The 15,655-nt window shown below is 71.5% G+C and carries 12 protein-coding genes; 5 read left to right on the forward strand and 7 right to left on the reverse strand.

Annotation, left to right across the window (positions count from 1 at the left end; genetic code table 11):
- Window positions 1-98: 98 nt before the first annotated feature.
- Window positions 99-1,196: a branched-chain amino acid aminotransferase gene (locus ACPXBU_RS26385; RefSeq protein ID WP_425760102.1), complete on the reverse strand. Its 1,098-nt coding sequence runs from the start codon at window positions 1,194-1,196 to the stop codon at window positions 99-101.
- A 162-nt stretch (window positions 1,197-1,358) separates the two neighbouring features.
- Window positions 1,359-2,390 carry a 3-isopropylmalate dehydrogenase gene (locus ACPXBU_RS26390; RefSeq protein WP_393372764.1) on the reverse strand — a complete coding sequence of 344 codons (1,032 nt, stop codon included), beginning with the start codon at window positions 2,388-2,390 and terminating at the stop codon, window positions 1,359-1,361.
- Window positions 2,391-2,616: 226 nt separating this feature from the next.
- Between ACPXBU_RS26390 and ACPXBU_RS26395 the strand changes: the two genes are divergently transcribed.
- Both ACPXBU_RS26395 and ACPXBU_RS26400 read left to right on the forward strand, forming a co-directional pair.
- Window positions 2,617-3,459: an FAD:protein FMN transferase gene (locus ACPXBU_RS26395; RefSeq protein WP_425760104.1), complete on the forward strand. Its 843-nt coding sequence runs from the start codon at window positions 2,617-2,619 to the stop codon at window positions 3,457-3,459.
- A gap of 300 nt (window positions 3,460-3,759) precedes the next feature.
- Complete coding sequence (locus ACPXBU_RS26400; protein WP_393372759.1) at window positions 3,760-4,116, forward strand: hypothetical protein; 357 nt, start codon at window positions 3,760-3,762, stop codon at window positions 4,114-4,116.
- Window positions 4,117-4,189: 73 nt separating this feature from the next.
- Here the strand turns inward: ACPXBU_RS26400 and serA are convergent, their stop codons facing one another.
- Window positions 4,190-5,788: a phosphoglycerate dehydrogenase gene (gene serA, locus ACPXBU_RS26405; RefSeq protein ID WP_393372756.1), complete on the reverse strand. Its 1,599-nt coding sequence runs from the start codon at window positions 5,786-5,788 to the stop codon at window positions 4,190-4,192.
- 277 nt (window positions 5,789-6,065) lie between these two features.
- Here serA and ACPXBU_RS26410 point away from each other — a divergent pair, with 277 nt between their 5' ends.
- Complete coding sequence (locus tag ACPXBU_RS26410; protein ID WP_425760105.1) at window positions 6,066-6,227, forward strand: hypothetical protein; 162 nt, start codon at window positions 6,066-6,068, stop codon at window positions 6,225-6,227.
- A gap of 89 nt (window positions 6,228-6,316) precedes the next feature.
- On the opposite strand, the gene ilvC is transcribed toward ACPXBU_RS26410, so the two are convergent.
- The 4 genes from ilvC to ACPXBU_RS26430 form a co-directional block, all read right to left on the reverse strand.
- The gene (ilvC, locus tag ACPXBU_RS26415) at window positions 6,317-7,330 is read right to left on the reverse strand and encodes a ketol-acid reductoisomerase (RefSeq protein WP_393372751.1); all 1,014 of its coding nucleotides are present in this window, start codon (window positions 7,328-7,330) and stop codon (window positions 6,317-6,319) included.
- A gap of 92 nt (window positions 7,331-7,422) precedes the next feature.
- Window positions 7,423-7,938 carry an acetolactate synthase small subunit gene (ilvN, locus tag ACPXBU_RS26420; protein WP_393372748.1) on the reverse strand — a complete coding sequence of 172 codons (516 nt, stop codon included), beginning with the start codon at window positions 7,936-7,938 and terminating at the stop codon, window positions 7,423-7,425.
- An 81-nt stretch (window positions 7,939-8,019) separates the two neighbouring features.
- Window positions 8,020-9,912 (reverse strand): acetolactate synthase large subunit, encoded by a 1,893-nt coding sequence (locus ACPXBU_RS26425; protein ID WP_425760106.1) that lies wholly within the window; start codon window positions 9,910-9,912, stop codon window positions 8,020-8,022.
- 188 nt (window positions 9,913-10,100) lie between these two features.
- The gene (locus ACPXBU_RS26430) at window positions 10,101-12,473 is read right to left on the reverse strand and encodes a putative bifunctional diguanylate cyclase/phosphodiesterase (RefSeq protein ID WP_425760107.1); all 2,373 of its coding nucleotides are present in this window, start codon (window positions 12,471-12,473) and stop codon (window positions 10,101-10,103) included.
- A gap of 111 nt (window positions 12,474-12,584) precedes the next feature.
- Here ACPXBU_RS26430 and ilvD point away from each other — a divergent pair, with 111 nt between their 5' ends.
- Window positions 12,585-14,432 (forward strand): dihydroxy-acid dehydratase, encoded by a 1,848-nt coding sequence (gene ilvD / locus ACPXBU_RS26435; RefSeq protein WP_393372741.1) that lies wholly within the window; start codon window positions 12,585-12,587, stop codon window positions 14,430-14,432.
- 222 nt (window positions 14,433-14,654) lie between these two features.
- Window positions 14,655-15,491 (forward strand): hypothetical protein, encoded by an 837-nt coding sequence (locus ACPXBU_RS26440; RefSeq protein WP_425760222.1) that lies wholly within the window; start codon window positions 14,655-14,657, stop codon window positions 15,489-15,491.
- Window positions 15,492-15,655: the final 164 nt, after the last annotated feature.

The raw sequence follows: 15,655 nt of genomic DNA on the forward strand, positions 1-15,655 counted from the left end.
GGGGGGGCCCGGGGGGGGGGGGGGGGGGGGGGCCCCCCCCCGGGGGGCCGGGCCGCCCCCGCCCGCCCCGGGGGGACGGGCCGGCGCGGCCACGACGCTCAGAGGACCCGCTGCACCCAGCCGTACTCGTCGGCCGCGTTGCCGCGCTGGATGTCCACCAACTGCTCGCGCAGGCTCATGGTGACCCGGCCGGGCTCGCCGCCACCGGTCAGGAACTCGCCGTCCGGGAAGCGGACCCCACCGATCGGGGTGATCACCGCGGCGGTGCCGCAGGCGAACACCTCCCGGAGGCGACCGCTCGCCGAGTCGGCCTGCCAGTCGGCGAAGCTGACCGGCCGCTCCTCGATCCGGTGCCCGGCCGCCCCGGCCAGCGTGAGGATCGCGTCACGGGTGATGCCCGGCAGGATCGTGCCGGTCAGCGGCGGGGTGACGATCGAGTCGTCGTCGTAGACGAAGAAGACGTTCATGCCGCCCAACTCGTCCACGAACCGGCGCTCCACCGCGTCCAGGAAGACGACCTGGTCGCAGCCCGCCTCGATCCCCTCCGCCTGGGCCGCCAGCGACGTCGCGTAGTTGCCGCCGCACTTGGCCGCGCCGGTGCCGCCGGGCGCGGCCCGGGTGTAGTCCGGCGAGACCCAGACGGTGACCGGCTTGACCCCGCCGGTGAAGTACGCGCCGACGGGTGAGGCGATCACCATGTAGAGGTATTCGTTGGCCGGGCGGACGCCGAGGAAGACCTCGCTGGCGAACATGAACGGCCGCAGGTAGAGGCTGCCGTGCTCGTCGGTGGGGATCCACTCCTGGTCGATCTCGATGAGCTTGTGCAGCGAGTCGACGAACACCTCCGGCGGCAGCTCCGGCATCGCCATCCGCTGCGCCGACGCGACGAACCGGGCGGCGTTGGCGTCCGGCCGGAACATCGTCACGCCACCGTCGGCCGTCCGGTAGGCCTTGAGCCCCTCGAAGATCTCCTGCGCGTAGTGCAGCACCGCGCTGGCCGGGTCCATCGGGATCGGGCCCCGCGCCTCCACCCGGGCGTCGTACCAACCCTTGCCCTCGGCGTACCGGATGGTGACCATGTGGTCGGTGAAGACGCGACCGAACCCAGGGTTGGCCAGCAGCGCGCCCCGGTCGGCGGCGGATACCGGCGTGGGATTCGGACGGATCTCGAAGTCGAGCATGTCACCACCGCTCATCGCGCTGACCTCCCTGCGGGACAACGGCATGCGGGACCGCACACCGAATTGGCTGTGCCTGAAACTTACCCGAACGGCCGTTCAGCGGGTAGCGCCGCTCGGGCGAGACCGTGCGACCCGGCCGAGCCGAGGCCGGGCCGGTCGCTGGTGGGGTCGGGGCGGTCAGGCTACCGCGTGGGCGGCGAGACGATCGCCGACCTCTTCGGTACGTAGCGTCACGCCCGGAGTGCGGCTGGCCAGCTCGGCGGCGACCGCCGCGTTGACCCGGGCCGCGGACTCGGTGTGCCCGAGTTGCTCGAGCAGCAGTGCGGCGGAGAGCACGGCGGCGACCGGGTCGGCGATGCCCCGCCCGGCGATGTCCGGCGCGGAGCCGTGTACCGGCTCGAACATCGAGGGGTACGCCCCCTCGGGGTTGATGCAGCCGCTGGCTGCCAGCCCGATCCCACCGGTGACGGCGGCGGCGATGTCGGTGAGGATGTCGCCGAAGAGGTTGTCGGTGACCACCACGTCGTAGCGCTGCGGCTGGGTGACCAGGAACATCGCGGCGGCGTCGACGTGCTGGTATTCGGTGGCGATGTCCGGGTGCTCGGCGGCGACCACGTCGAAGGTGCGGGACCAGAGCGACCCGGCGTGGGTGAGCACGTTCGTCTTGTGCACCAGGGTGACCTTGCGCCGCTCCCGGCGCGCGGCGCGGGCGAACGCGTCCCGGATCACCCGTTCCACGCCGTGCCGGGTGTTCAGGCTCTCCTCCGTGGCGACCTCGGCGGGGGTGTCCCGGTGCAGCGAGCCACCGGCCCCGGCGTAGAGGCCCTCGGTGCCCTCGCGGACGACCACGAGGTCGACCTCGCCCGGCTTGACGTTGCCCAGCGGGCCGGCGACCCCGGGCCAGAGCCGGGACGGGCGCAGGTTGACGTACTGGTCGAACGCGAACCGGAGCTTGAGCAGCAGCCCCCGCTCCAGTACACCCGGCGGAACCGTCGGGTCGCCGACCGCGCCGAGCAGGATCGCGTCGTGCCCGGCCAACTCGGTGAGCACCGAGTCGGGCAGCACCTCTCCGGTACGGTGCCAGCGGGCCGCGCCGAGGTCGTACTCGGTGGCCTGCACGTCCGGCAGCACCGCGTCGAGGACCTTGCGGGCCTGCGCGACCACCTCGGGCCCGATGCCGTCTCCGGCCACCACCGCGATCCGCGCCACGACCGCACTCCTCTGCTCAACGGTTCCGTCTCGGCAACGGTACGTCGCTGTCCCGCCTCCCGGTACGCGACGTCCAAAATGTGAGAAAGCAGGATGCACAGCAGCCTCTCAGCTGGGACTCATGAGCCGGTCATGTCCGCTGCCTACGGTGTGGTCAGTGGGTCACGGGGGCCTGCTGACAGGTGGGTCGCGACGACGCGGCGCCGAGTGCGAGGGGGCAGATGCGATGCGCATCGACGAGCAGCCGCGGACCCGCTGGCCGGATCCGTCGGCGTTCCGCAACCGTCGTCCGGACCTCCGACTCGGCAGCCGCCGCAACCGGATCGACCCGGCCGGCGCCACCGAGGGCCGGATCGCGGTGCAGCACACCGTGCGTACCGCGACCGCCGAATACACACTTCTCCTCAACGCGCCCGAGTGGCTCGGCCGCCGGGGCGTGGGCGAGGCGTTGCGGGACAGCGTCGCCGAGCTGCGCGCCGTCGACCTCACCTACGGCCCCAACCGGCCGGAGAGCCTGGTCTCCCGGCTGCGTCGGGGTGAGATCAGCCCCGACTCGTACGCGCCGCTCGCCGACCTGGTGGACCGCTGCGCGGCCATGCGCGCGGCCACCGACGGATGGTTCGACGCCTGGGCGGTGCCCGGCGGCTTCGATCCCGGGGGCCTGCTCAACGGCTGGGCGGTGGAACGGGCCGCCGAGCGGCTACGCGCCGCCGGCATCCACGACTACGCCGTACTCGCCGGAGCCGACCTCGTCGTCCGCGGCCGCGCGCCGCACGGTGGGCCCTGGCGGGTCGCGGTGCACCACCCCACCGCACCCGAGCGCGCACCGCTGGTGCTGGAGATGACCACCGGCGCGGTCGGCACCTCCGGGGTGACCGGGCGGCAGGGGCACGTGGTGGACCCGCACACCGGTGAGCCCGCGGATCAGCTCGTCGCCGCCACGGTCGTGGGCCCCGACCTGACGATCGCCGACGCCTACGCCACCGCGTTGTACGCCGCCGGCCCCACCGGCCTGGCGTGGTTTCGCGGCAACTCCCAGTATCGGGCGCTCTTCGCCCACCGGCGCTGACTGTTGCGATCGGCCCCCACGCTCTCGGCAACGACCGTGGGGGCCGATCAGCGACGAGTGCGCGTGGCTCGCACAACCGAGGGGTGCGGACCGGTCGCGCCGGATGCCGACCGCGCCACCCGAAGACGGGCCGGCGCCTCGAACTCGGCCAGTGACCGCAGTACGTACGCTAGCGAATCGACGCAACTCGCCGCAAGAGTCTCTACACCGGACCGTCGTGACGGGAGACTCCGGGCCCACTTGTTGACCGGCGGCGAGGCAGTTTCGACATGGTGAACGGCGGATGGCACGCTATCCGCCGTGAGTTTCGATCTGAGCGTGTGGGCCCTGGAGGACGGGGCGACGCCCGAGGACGTGCGGACAGCGGTAAACGGTTGCCGGCAGGGGCGACACGTGGACCGTTACCCGGACCCGCGGGTGGTCAGCTTCTACCGGGCGATCACCGCCTCCTATCCGGACCGTCACCCCGGCGCGAACAGCCCGTGGGCGGTGGCACCGCTGCACGCCGCCCACGACCATGTCGAGCTGAACCTGCACCCGACCTGCGCGGACCAGGTGCTGCTGGACATCGAGCGGCTGGCCGGCGAGCACGGGCTGATGCTCTTCGACCCGCAGGACGGCTCGGTCTACCCGCCCCCGGCCCGCCTGCCCGGCTGACCCACCGGCGGCACGCACGGAAATGACGAGGGGCCCGGCGAATCGCCAGGCCCCCCACGGTGTTTGTCGGCTGCTACTCGTCGCGCAGGTCGGCGGCGCTGGCCGCGGTGGCACCGATCGACTCGGCGGCCGAGGTGAGCAGGTCGGCGCCGAGCGCCTGGTCGACGGTGAGCGTCATCAGCGTCTCGCCGCCCGCCTCACGCCGAGCCACCTGCATGGCGGCGATGTTGATGCCCGACTCGCCGAGCAGGGTGCCGACCGTGCCGACGACACCGGGCCGGTCGGCGTAGCGCAGGAAGAGCAGGATGCCCTCCGCGCCGATCTCCACGTCGAAGCCGTCCACCTCGGTCAGTTTGAGCACGTCACGAGCACCCGAGTGGGTGACAGTGCCGGAGACACTCACCGTCCGGCCGTCCGGCAGCGCGCCGCGTACGGTGACGAGCGTGGGCTGCTCGGCCGTCTCGGCCAGGGTCGCCAGGGTGACCTCGACGCCCCGCTCCGCGGCCAGGTGCGGCGCGTTGACGTAGGTGACCTGCTCCTCGACAACCGAGCTGAACAGGCCCTTCGTCGCGGCGAGCTTGAGCACCGACACGTCGTGCGCGACGATCTCGCCGCGAACCTCGACGGTGACGCTCGCGGCGATGCCGCCGGCGACAGCGGTGAACGCCCGGCCGAGCTTCTCGGCCAGCGGCAGCAGCGGCCGCACGTCCTCGGCGACCACGCCGCCGGCCTGCACGTTCACCGCGTCCGGCACGAACTCGCCCTGCAACGCGAGCTTGACGCTCTTCGCCACGGCGAGACCGGCCTTGTCCTGCGCCTCGTTCGTGGAGGCGCCCAGGTGCGGGGTGGCCACCACGTTGTCGAAGGCGAACAGCGGCGAGGAGGTGCACGGCTCCTTGCTGTACACGTCGACACCGGCACCGGCGACCCGGCCCTCGGCGATGGCGTTCGCGAGCGCCTGCTCGTCGACGAGGCCACCACGGGCGGCGTTGACGATGCGGACGCCGGGCTTGACGATCGCCAGCTCCTTCTCACCGATCAGGCCCACCGTCTCCGGCGTCTTCGGCAGGTGGATGGAGATGAAGTCGCTCTCCCGCAGCAGCTCCTCCAACCCGACCAGGCGTACGCCGAGCTGCGCCGCACGGGCCGGCTGGATGTACGGGTCGTACGCGATCAGCCGGGTGCCGAACGCGGCGATGCGCTGCGCGAAGAGCACCCCGATGCGACCGAGCCCGACCACGCCGACGGTCTTGCCCTGCACCTCGACGCCCGTGTACTTGGACCGCTTCCACTCCCCCGCCTTGAGCGCGGCACTGGCGCTGGCGGTGTTGCGGGCGACGGCGAGCAACAGCGCGACGGCCTGCTCGGCGGCGGAGACGATGTTGGAGGTGGGCGCGTTGACGACCATCACGCCGCGCGCGGTGGCGGCGGCCACCTCGACGTTGTCCAGCCCGACGCCCGCCCGGGCGACCACCTTGAGTCGCGGCGCGGCGGCGACCGCCTCCGCGTCGATCTGGGTCGCGCTGCGCACGATGACGGCATCGGCCTCGGAGAGCGCCGAGAGCAGGGCCGGACGGTCGGTGCCGTCGACGTGCCGGACGTCGAAGTCGTGGGCGAGCACCTCGATGGCGGCGGGGGCGAGTTCTTCGGCGATCAGTACGACAGGAGTCATCGGTCCTCGTAGAGGTCGTGTTTGCGATCGGCGCGGGCGGCCGGGCGCCGCACTGCGCCCTGCGCTGATCCGTGCCGTGGCCGTCAGGTGCCGGCTGCTGCACCTACCCGCGATCGTAGGGGCCCGGCTGGGCGGCGTGTTCCGGTCTGCGGGGTGAGGGCCCTCACACGCCCGGTCGAGCGACGGACATCGGCCGTTCACCGCACCGACACGGTTGCTCGCGCCCGCTACCACCGGGTGCACAGCCCTCCGGGAGGAGCCGCCCTCGTCGCTCGCCGTGCGCGTCACGCTGCTCCGACGGCTGACCCGCGTCGATCCCGCGCGGTTCGGTCCGAGGCTGGCCGAGGCGTTGGTCACCCGGTCCCAACAGGTGAACATCCGGCGCGGCGTCGTGTCCCGACGCACCACCGCCGCGGACCAGGCGATCGAAGACCGCTGACGCGGAGCGCCACGGCCAGCGGCCGGCGACCCGCGCCGGGGAGAGCGCGGGATCGCCGGCCGCTGGTGGACCGTTGTGGGTCGTACGGGTCAGGCGGTCTCGGTGATCGGGCGGTCGACCCAGCTCATCATGCCGCGCAGCTTCTTGCCGGTCTCCTCGATCGGGTGCGCCGCGCCCTCGGCCTGCCACTTGGTGAAGTTGGGCCGGCCAGCCTCGTCCTCGGCGACCCACTCGCGGGCGAACTCACCGGACTGGATCTCACCCAGGATCTTGCGCATCTCGTCCTTGACCCGGGAGTCGATGATCCGCGAGCCGCGGGAGAGGTCGCCGTACTCGGCGGTGTCGGAGATGCTGTAGCGCATCTTCGCGATGCCGCCCTCGTACATGAGGTCGACGATCAGCTTCAGCTCGTGCAGGCACTCGAAGTAGGCGACCTCGGGGGCGTAGCCCGCCTCGGTGAGCACCTCGAAACCGGTCTGCACCAGCGCCGAGGCGCCGCCGCAGAGCACCGCCTGCTCGCCGAAGAGGTCGGTCTCGGTCTCCTCGGTGAAGGTGGTCTTGATCGCGCCGGCGCGGGTGCCGCCGATCCCCTTGGCGTACGCGAGGGCGAGGGCGAAAGCGTTGCCGGTGGCGTCCTGCTCGACGGCGACGAGACAGGGGACGCCCTTGCCGTCGGCGTACTGGCGGCGGACCAGGTGGCCGGGGCCCTTCGGCGCGACCATCGCCACGTCCACCTCGGCCGGCGGCTTGATCAGGTCGTACCGGATGTTGAAGCCGTGGCCGAAGAAGATCGCCTTACCCGGGGCGAGGTTCGGGGCGATCGACTCCGCGTAGATGGAACGCTGGGCGGTGTCCGGTGCGAGCACCATGATCACGTCGGCCTCGGCGGAGGCCTGCGCCGGCGTGAGAACCCGGAACCCCTGCTCCTCGGCCTTGGGGCGGCTCTTCGAACCCTCCGGCAGACCGATCACCACGTCGACGCCGGAGTCACGCAGCGACAGCGCGTGGGCGTGGCCCTGACTGCCGTAGCCGATGACCGCGACCTTCTTGGCCTGGATCAGGCCGAGGTCGGCATCGTCGTCGTAGTACACCTCAACGCTCATGAGAACTTCCCTTTCGTACGACGGCCGGGGCGGCCCGTCGTGGTCTGTGCGGATTATTTCGGGTACGGCCCGGCCGGGCCGACCGGTGGCGGTCAGGCAGCCCGGAGCGCGGGCCCGGCGGTGATCGAACGCGAGCCGCGCCCGATCGCCACAAGCCCGGACTGGACCATCTCCTTGATGCCGAAGGACTCGAGGTCACGCAGGAGCGCGTCGAGCTTGTCCGGGGTGCCGGTGGCCTCGATGGTCAGCGTGTCCGGTGCGACGTCGACCACCCGGGCGCGGAACAGGTTGACGGTCTCCAGCACCTGGGACCGGGCGTTCCGGTCGGCGCGGACCTTCACCAGCAGCAACTCCCGGGCGACCGAGACCTGCGGATCCAGCTCAACGATCTTGAGCACGTTGACCAGCTTGTTGAGCTGCTTGGTGACCTGCTCCAACGGAGAGGACTCGGCGTTGACCACGATGGTGATCCGGGAGACGTCCGGGTTCTCGGTCTCACCCACGGCGAGGCTGTCGATGTTGAACCCGCGCCGGGAGAACAGGCCGGAGACCCGGGCGAGCACGCCGGGCTTGTTCTCCACGAGCACGGACAATGTATGCATGGTCATGCCACGGCCTCGCTTCGCTCGGTCGTGCCACGACCGTTGGCAGGGCTGAGCCTGCTGATTCGTTCGCTGTGCTCACTCATGTCAGATGTCATCCTCGTCGAAGGTCGGGCGGACGCCGCGGGCGAACATGATCTCGTCGTTGCTGGTGCCGGCGGCGACCATCGGCCAGACCATCGCGTCCTTGCCGACCACGAAGTCGACCACGACCGGAGCGTCGTTGATCTCCATGGCGGCGGCGATCGTCTTGTCCACGTCGGCGGCGTTCTCGCAGCGCAGCCCGATGCAGCCCAGTGCCTCGGCGAGCTTGACGAAGTCGGGGATGCGGTGCTTGTGGGTGCCGAGCTCGGTGTTGGAGTAGCGCTCGTTGTAGAACAGCGTCTGCCACTGCCGGACCATGCCGAGATTGCCGTTGTTGATCACGGCGATCTTGACCGGGATGCCCTCCAACGCGCAGGTGGCCAACTCCTGGTTTGTCATCTGGAAGCAGCCGTCACCGTCCACCGCCCAGACCACCGTGTCCGGCTTGCCGACCTTGGCGCCCATCGCCGCCGGCACCGCGTAACCCATCGTGCCGAGACCGCCGGAATTCAACCAGGTGTTCGGCTTCTCGTAGGAGATGAACTGGGACGCCCACATCTGGTGCTGGCCCACCCCGGCCACGAAGATCGCGTCCGGGCCGACGATCTCGCCCAGCCGCTTGATCACGTACTGCGGGGAGAGCGTGCCGTCCGCCGGCTCGTCGTAGCCCAGGGGGTAGCGGTTGCGCAGGTCGTCCAACTGGGTCCACCAGTCGCCCAGATCAGTGCTCCGCCCCGCCGACCGCTCGACGGTCACCGCGGCGATCAGCTCGTCGATGACGTGCTTGGCGTCCCCGACGATCGGCACGTCCACGTGCCGGTTCTTGCCGATCTCCGCGGGGTCGATATCCGCGTGCACCACCGTCGCGTCCGGGGCGAACGAGTCCAGCTTGCCGGTGACCCGGTCGTCGAACCGCGCGCCGAGCGCGACGATCAGATCCGCCTTCTGCAGGCCGTAGACCGCGGCGACCGTGCCGTGCATGCCGGGCATGCCCAGGTGCTGCTGGTGCGAGTCGGGGAACGCGCCGAGCGCCATCAGCGTGGTGACGACCGGGATGCCGGTCAGCTCGGCCAGCCGGCGCAGCCCGTCCGTGGCGCCGGCCTTGAGGACACCGCCGCCGACGTAGAGCACCGGCCGGCGGGCGGCGGCCATCAGCCGCGCCGCCTCCCGGATCTGCTTGCCGTGCGGGTGCAGGGTCGGCCGGTAGCCGGGCAGGTCGAGGGTGGGCGGCCAGGCGAAGGTGGTCTGCGCCTGGAGCACGTCCTTGGGGATGTCGACGAGCACCGGGCCGGGCCGGCCGCTGCTGGCCAGGTGGAACGCCTCGGCCAGCACCTGCGGGATCTCCTCGGCGTTCTGCACGAGGAAGTTGTGCTTGGTGATCGGCAGGGTGATGCCCTGGATGTCCGCCTCCTGGAAGGCGTCGGTGCCGATCGACGGGCGGGCCACCTGCCCGGTGATCGCCACCATCGCCACCGAGTCCATGTACGCGTCCGCGATCGGGGTGACCAGGTTCGTCGCACCCGGGCCGGAGGTGGCGATGCACACGCCGACCTTGCCGGTGGCCTGCGCGTACCCGGTCGCCGCGTGCCCCGCGCCCTGCTCGTGCCGCACCAGGATGTGCCGGACGGTGGAGTCGTAGAGCGGGTCGTACGCCGGCAGGATCGCGCCGCCCGGAATGCCGAAGACGACGTCGACGTCGAGCGCCTCAAGGGACCGCACGAGCGAGCCGGCCCCGGTGACCTGGGCCGGTGCGGATGGCCGTACCGCCGGGACGGCCGGGGTGGCCGGGGTGGCCGCGGGGCGTGCGACGGCCGGGTCGACCTCGACGGTCGGGTCGGCGGCCGCACGGGCCCTGCGGGCGGAGTGGGCGAGGGTCTCGGGCGTGGGTCTCGTCATGACGGTTCTGGCCTTCGGCTGGAGTGGCTGGTGGCTAGTCAAGCGATGCGACACGGGCGGGGCCCGCCTCGCCAGGTTCCGATGGCAATAAAAACGGCCCTCGTGCAGATGCACGGGGCCAGCGCACTCTCGATGAGGGAGAGTGCGCTCAGGTAAGTACTCGCAGCGACCGGTACGACGACATGCGGCTAAGCCTGACGCATCTCACGCGATGAGTCAACTGCTCCCACATGTTGGTCAACGGACGTCGGCGAGTCGCCCGGCGACTCGCCATCGGCAGACGGGTTGACCTGCTTGTACCCGCCCGGAACACGGCGTGGCGCGGGCGGCGGCGCGGACCGCGCGCCAGGTGAGGTGGCCGCCTCCAGCATCGCCTCCAGGTGCTCGGCCGGCACCCCCCAGCCGAAGAGCGCGCCCTGGCCGAAACGGCAGCCGGCGGCCACCACCGCGGCCAACTCGGTAGGTGTGGTCACCCCCTCGGCGATCACCTCCAGCCCCAACTGGTGGCCCAGGCGCATGACGATGTCGACCATCGGGGCGAACGCCGGACCGTCCTGGCCGACCGGCCGGACCGGCTCGTGCTCGGCCACCAGACTGTGGTCGATCTTCAGAATGTCGATCGGCAGCCGGCGCAACTGCCCCAGCGACGAGTAGCCGGCCCCGAAGTCGTCGAGCGCGATCCGGACCCCGGTCAACCGCAGCGCGGTCAGCCGCCGGATCAGCTCGTCCAGGTCGGTGGCGACCGCGTGCTCGGTGACCTCCAGCACCAGCCGCTGCGGCGGCACGTGGTGGGCGCGCAGCGCCTCGGCGACCTGGACCACGTACTCCGGGGCGTGCAACTCACGCGGGGAGACGTTCACCGACACCCACACGTCGTGGCCGTCGGCCAGCCAACGGGAGAGCTGGTAGCAGGCCTGGTGCAGCACCCAGGCCCCCAGCGGGGCGATCATCCCGCACTCCTCGGCGAGCGGGATGAACTCGTCCGGGCCGATGTTGCCCAGCTCGGGGTGGTGCCAGCGCAGCAGCGCCTCGGCGCCGACCGGCCGCACCGACGGCAGCGACGCCACCGGCTGGAAAGCCAACCGCAGCTCGTCGCGATCGATGGCGCCACGCAGCTCGTGCTCCACAGTCGTCCGCCGGCGCAGCAGCTTGTCGTACGCGGCGTCGTAGCGTTCGATCCGGTTCTTGCCGCGCTGCTTGGCGTAGCGCAGCGCCAGGTCGGCGTGGCGCAGCAGCAGCTCCACGTTCGGCTGGCCGGCCCACCCCGCCACCCCGATGCTGACCGAGAGGAAGACCGGCCCCTCCGGCTCGTCGTACGGCCGGTTCAGCACCCCCAGCAACCGCTCGGCGACGCGGTCCGCCTCGGCAGTGCGGCCCTGCATCAGGACGGCGAACTCGTCGCCGCCCAGCCGCGCGGCCGCGTCGCCGGGGCGCAGGTTGCTCCGCAGCCGCCGGCCGACCTCGGCCAACACGGCGTCACCCACGTCGTGGCCACGGATGTCGTTGACGTTCTTGAAGCCGTCGAGATCGAGACCGAGCAGCACGCAGGGGGTGCCCGCCTCGGCCCTGTCCCGCAGTGCGCGCAGCAGCCCGCGCCGGTTGGCCAGCGACGTCAGCGGGTCGGTGTGCGCCAGCTCGCGGAAGTGCGCCTCGCGCTCGGCCAGGCGGCCCGCGTAGTCCCGGACGTCGCGCAGGGTGAGGTGTTGCCGCGCCACCAGGGCGAAGCCCTCCGCGCTGCTGGCCACGACGCCCGCCACCGTGAAGCGGCCGTCCTGGGCGAGGTGGTACATCGCCGAGGCGGCCATCGCGACCATCGGGGCGATCGCGTACTCGCCGTCGCGACCGATCAGATCCACCTCGATCTGCCCCGGCCGGTCGGCCCCGTGCACGGCGAGCGCGACTGTCAACAGACCGGCGGCGAGCACCGCCGCACCGGTCAACGCCATTGTCGGCCCGGTCTGGCAGAGCCCGGCACTGAGACCCATCCCGCCGCAGCTGACCGCACCGATGCCGACGCCCAGCGCGGCGAGCCGTCGACGTGGGGTGGCAGCCCGGAAGATGACGATCACCGCGAGCCCGGCACCGAGCGCGGCACTCACCGTGACCACCAGGATCGCCGGGCAGGCCGTCGGGGTGGCGGCGCCGAGCAACCGGGTGGGCTCGGAGAGGAGCACCCAGCCGACGAACCACAGCGCCGCCGCCATCACCAGCCCGTCCAGGGCGAGCCGGGCCGTGCCCGCCGCGGTCGCGGCCACCCCCGGCAGCCGGAGCAGACCGCCGGCGAAGGCCAGCCCACTCACCGCGGTGCCGATCGCCACCGCGATCGCCCAGCCGGTGCGCTGCCCCTGCTCGTGGGCCCAGTGGTGGTTCGCGCTGAGCACGGAGACCACCCCGGCCAGCAGGCTGAGCAGGGCCACCCCGGCCGCCGCCGCGAGCAGCACGTGTGCCTGCCGGCGCGGCCCGGTGCGCCGCCGGGCGACCTGGGTCAGCAGCACGGCGGCCACAGCGGCGACAAGCCCGCTGAGCCCCGCGACAGCGACCATGCCCGGGGGGAGTTGCACGCCTTAAAGAGTGCCGGATCGACGCTCCCCGTGGGGGGCTGGGTGTGCATCTGTTGGGACACGGCGCATACGCGGGACGGTCGGCGTGGCGACGGTGTCATGCTGGTACGTATGCCTGAGCTGCGGTCGAGGACCTCCACACACGGTCGGACGATGGCCGGCGCCCGGGCCCTCTGGCGGGCCACCGGGATGACCGACGACGATTTCGGAAAGCCGATCGTCGCCATCGCCAACAGTTTCACCCAGTTCGTGCCTGGTCACGTACACCTCAAGGACATGGGCGGCCTGGTCGCCGACGCGGTCGCCGAGGCCGGCGGGGTGGGCCGGGAGTTCAACACCATCGCTGTCGACGACGGCATCGCCATGGGCCACGGCGGCATGCTCTACTCGCTGCCCAGCCGGGAGTTGATCGCCGACGCGGTGGAGTACATGGTCAACGCGCACTGCGCGGACGCCCTGGTCTGCATCTCCAACTGCGACAAGATCACTCCCGGGATGCTGCTCGCCGCGCTGCGGCTCAACATCCCGACCGTCTTCGTCTCCGGTGGGCCCATGGAGGCCGGCAAGACGATGGCGATCGAGGGCGTCGTGCACAGCAAGATCGACCTGATCGATGCGATGATCGCCTCCTCGAACGAGTCGGTCACCGACGAGCAGCTCGGCGAGATCGAGCGCTCCGCCTGCCCGACCTGCGGCTCGTGCTCCGGCATGTTCACCGCCAACTCGATGAACTGCCTCACCGAGGCGATCGGGCTGGCACTGCCCGGCAACGGCTCGACGCTCGCCACCCACGCCGCGCGCCGGTCCCTCTTCGTCGAGGCCGGCCGCACCGTCGTGGAGATCTCCAAGCGGTGGTACGACGGCGACGACGACTCGGTGCTGCCGCGCACGGTCGCCTCCAAGGCCGCCTTCGAGAACGCGGTCGCCCTGGACGTGGCGATGGGCGGCTCCACGAACACGGTGCTGCACCTGCTCGCCGCCGCCCGGGAGGCGGAGCTGGACTTCGGCGTCGCCGACATCGACGCCATCTCCCGGCGGGTGCCCTGCCTGGCGAAGGTCGCGCCGAACTCGCCGAACTACCACATGGAGGACGTGCACCGGGCCGGTGGCATCCCCGCGATCCTCGGCGAGTTGGACCGGGCCGGGCAGCTCAACCGGGACGTGCACGCCGTGCACTCCCCCTCGCTGGCCCAGTGGCTGACCGACTGGGACGTGCGCGGCGGCTCCCCGACCCCGACGGCCGTCGAGCTGTTCCACGCGGCGCCCGGCGGCGTGCGTACCGTCGAGCCGTTCTCCACCACCAACAGGTGGTCGTCGCTGGACACCGACGCGGCCGGTGGCTGCATCCGGGACCGCGAGCACGCCTACTCCGCCGACGGTGGCCTGGCCATCCTGCACGGCAACCTGGCCCCGGACGGCTGCGTGGTGAAGACCGCGGGTGTGCCGGACGACTGCCTGACCTTCCGTGGGCCGGCGAAGGTCTACGAGTCGCAGGACGACGCGGTGACCGCGATCCTCGCCAAGGAGATCGTCGCGGGCGACGTCGTGGTGATCCGGTACGAGGGCCCCCGGGGCGGGCCGGGCATGCAGGAAATGCTCTACCCCACCTCGTTCCTCAAGGGTCGTGGGCTGGGCCGGTCCTGCGCGCTACTCACCGACGGCCGCTTCTCCGGCGGCACCTCCGGGCTCTCCATCGGCCACGCCTCCCCCGAGGCCGCCTCCGGCGGGTTGATCGCCCTGGTCCGCGAGGGCGACGAGATCGTCATCGACATCCCGGGCCGCTCCATCGAGCTGAACGTGCCGGCCGACGAGTTGGAGGCACGACGGGTGGCCGAGGAGAAGCGCGACAAGCCGTACACCCCGACCGACCGGCAGCGGCCGGTGTCGGCGGCGCTGCGCGCGTACGCCTCGATGGCCACCTCGGCCAGCGACGGCGCCTACCGCCGCGTCCCGGAGTAGGACGCGCGTCTATCTGATCGACACGAGATCAGCGATATCGGGGTATCCGGCCGGGCCGGATACCCCGATATCCGCGATCTCGTGTCGATCGATCGCGAAACCTCCCCCGTACGCCCGCGTCGGCCGGCGAAAAGCCGGTGCCCCTGGGTGGACCGCATGGGCTAGCGTGGCGTCCGTCTATCTGGGAGGACCCAGGTTCCTACGGGGGGAATAGCTGTGCACGTGGCACTGTGGAAGAAGACCGCCGTGGTGGCGGTCGCGGGGCTCACCGCGCTCGCCGGCACCGCCTGCGGCCCGCAGCCCGGGTCGACCGAGGCGCCCGAGAAGCAGTCCGGCGTCCTGGAGTTGCTGGCCAGTGATCTCAAGGGGTCGCTGCAGAAGACGGTGGATACCACCACCAAGACCGACTCGGTGACCGTGAAGATGGTCGGCACCATGGGCGGTCAGAAGATCTCGGTGCAGGGTGTCCTGGACCTGGGTGACACGCCCAAGGCCGAGATGAAGATGACCGACCCGGAGGGCACCACGGTCAGCGTCCGGATGATCGGCGTGGTGTTCTTCGTCGAGGTTGCCGAAGAGGACCGTGCGAGTACGGGCGGAAAGCGCTGGGTGAAGATGGATCTGAGCGCGGTGGCCGGCAACAAGGCGGGTGCGGAACTGGGCAAGCAGTTCGACGACATGGACCCGGTCAAGCAGGTCAAGACGCTGCTCGCCATCGAGGGCACGACCGTGGTGGGGCAGGAGACGGTGAACGGGGCGCAGACCGTCCACTACACCGTCACCACGCCGGTGGACACCTACCTCGCGCAGATCGACTCCAAGCGGCGAACCGAGACCGAGCAGGCGCTCGCCGCGCAGGGCGTCAAGGAGCTCAAGATCGACCTGTGGGTCGACGAGCAGTACCGGCCGCGTCGGGCCGGCCTGGGCATGGGCAAGATGGGCGACATGCTCATCGACTACACCGACTACGGCAAGGCGGTGACCATCGAGGCCCCGCCGGCGGCGGAGACCGCCGACCTGGCCGAGATGCTGAAGGGCCTGACCACCACCGGCACCTGACAAACACCGGATTGCTGCCCGGTCGGCGAGGAGACTCACCGGCCGGGCGGCGCCGTCTCGACGTGTGATCCGGCCTCCTGCCGAAGCCGCTGAATGCACACCCACCAGGCGCCAGGCGGGCAGTGCCCCGCGGATCGCTGCAGGGCACGACGTGGGCTCCCTGC

Source organism: Micromonospora sp. DT231 (assembly GCF_049847025.1).
Classification (GTDB): domain Bacteria; phylum Actinomycetota; class Actinomycetes; order Mycobacteriales; family Micromonosporaceae; genus Micromonospora.

Excerpts from the sequence above, each read along its gene's own strand:
- ilvD (WP_393372741.1), top strand. The coding sequence starts at position 12,585 with ATGCCTGAGCTGCGGTCGAGGACCTCCACACACGGTCGGACGATGGCC.
- ACPXBU_RS26425 (WP_425760106.1), bottom strand. The coding sequence starts at position 9,912 with ATGACGAGACCCACGCCCGAGACCCTCGCCCACTCCGCCCGCAGGGCC.
- ACPXBU_RS26385 (WP_425760102.1), bottom strand. The coding sequence starts at position 1,196 with ATGAGCGGTGGTGACATGCTCGACTTCGAGATCCGTCCGAATCCCACG.
- ilvN (WP_393372748.1), bottom strand. The coding sequence starts at position 7,938 with ATGACCATGCATACATTGTCCGTGCTCGTGGAGAACAAGCCCGGCGTG.
- ilvC (WP_393372751.1), bottom strand. The coding sequence starts at position 7,330 with ATGAGCGTTGAGGTGTACTACGACGACGATGCCGACCTCGGCCTGATC.
- ACPXBU_RS26395 (WP_425760104.1), top strand. The coding sequence starts at position 2,617 with ATGCGCATCGACGAGCAGCCGCGGACCCGCTGGCCGGATCCGTCGGCG.
- serA (WP_393372756.1), bottom strand. The coding sequence starts at position 5,788 with ATGACTCCTGTCGTACTGATCGCCGAAGAACTCGCCCCCGCCGCCATC.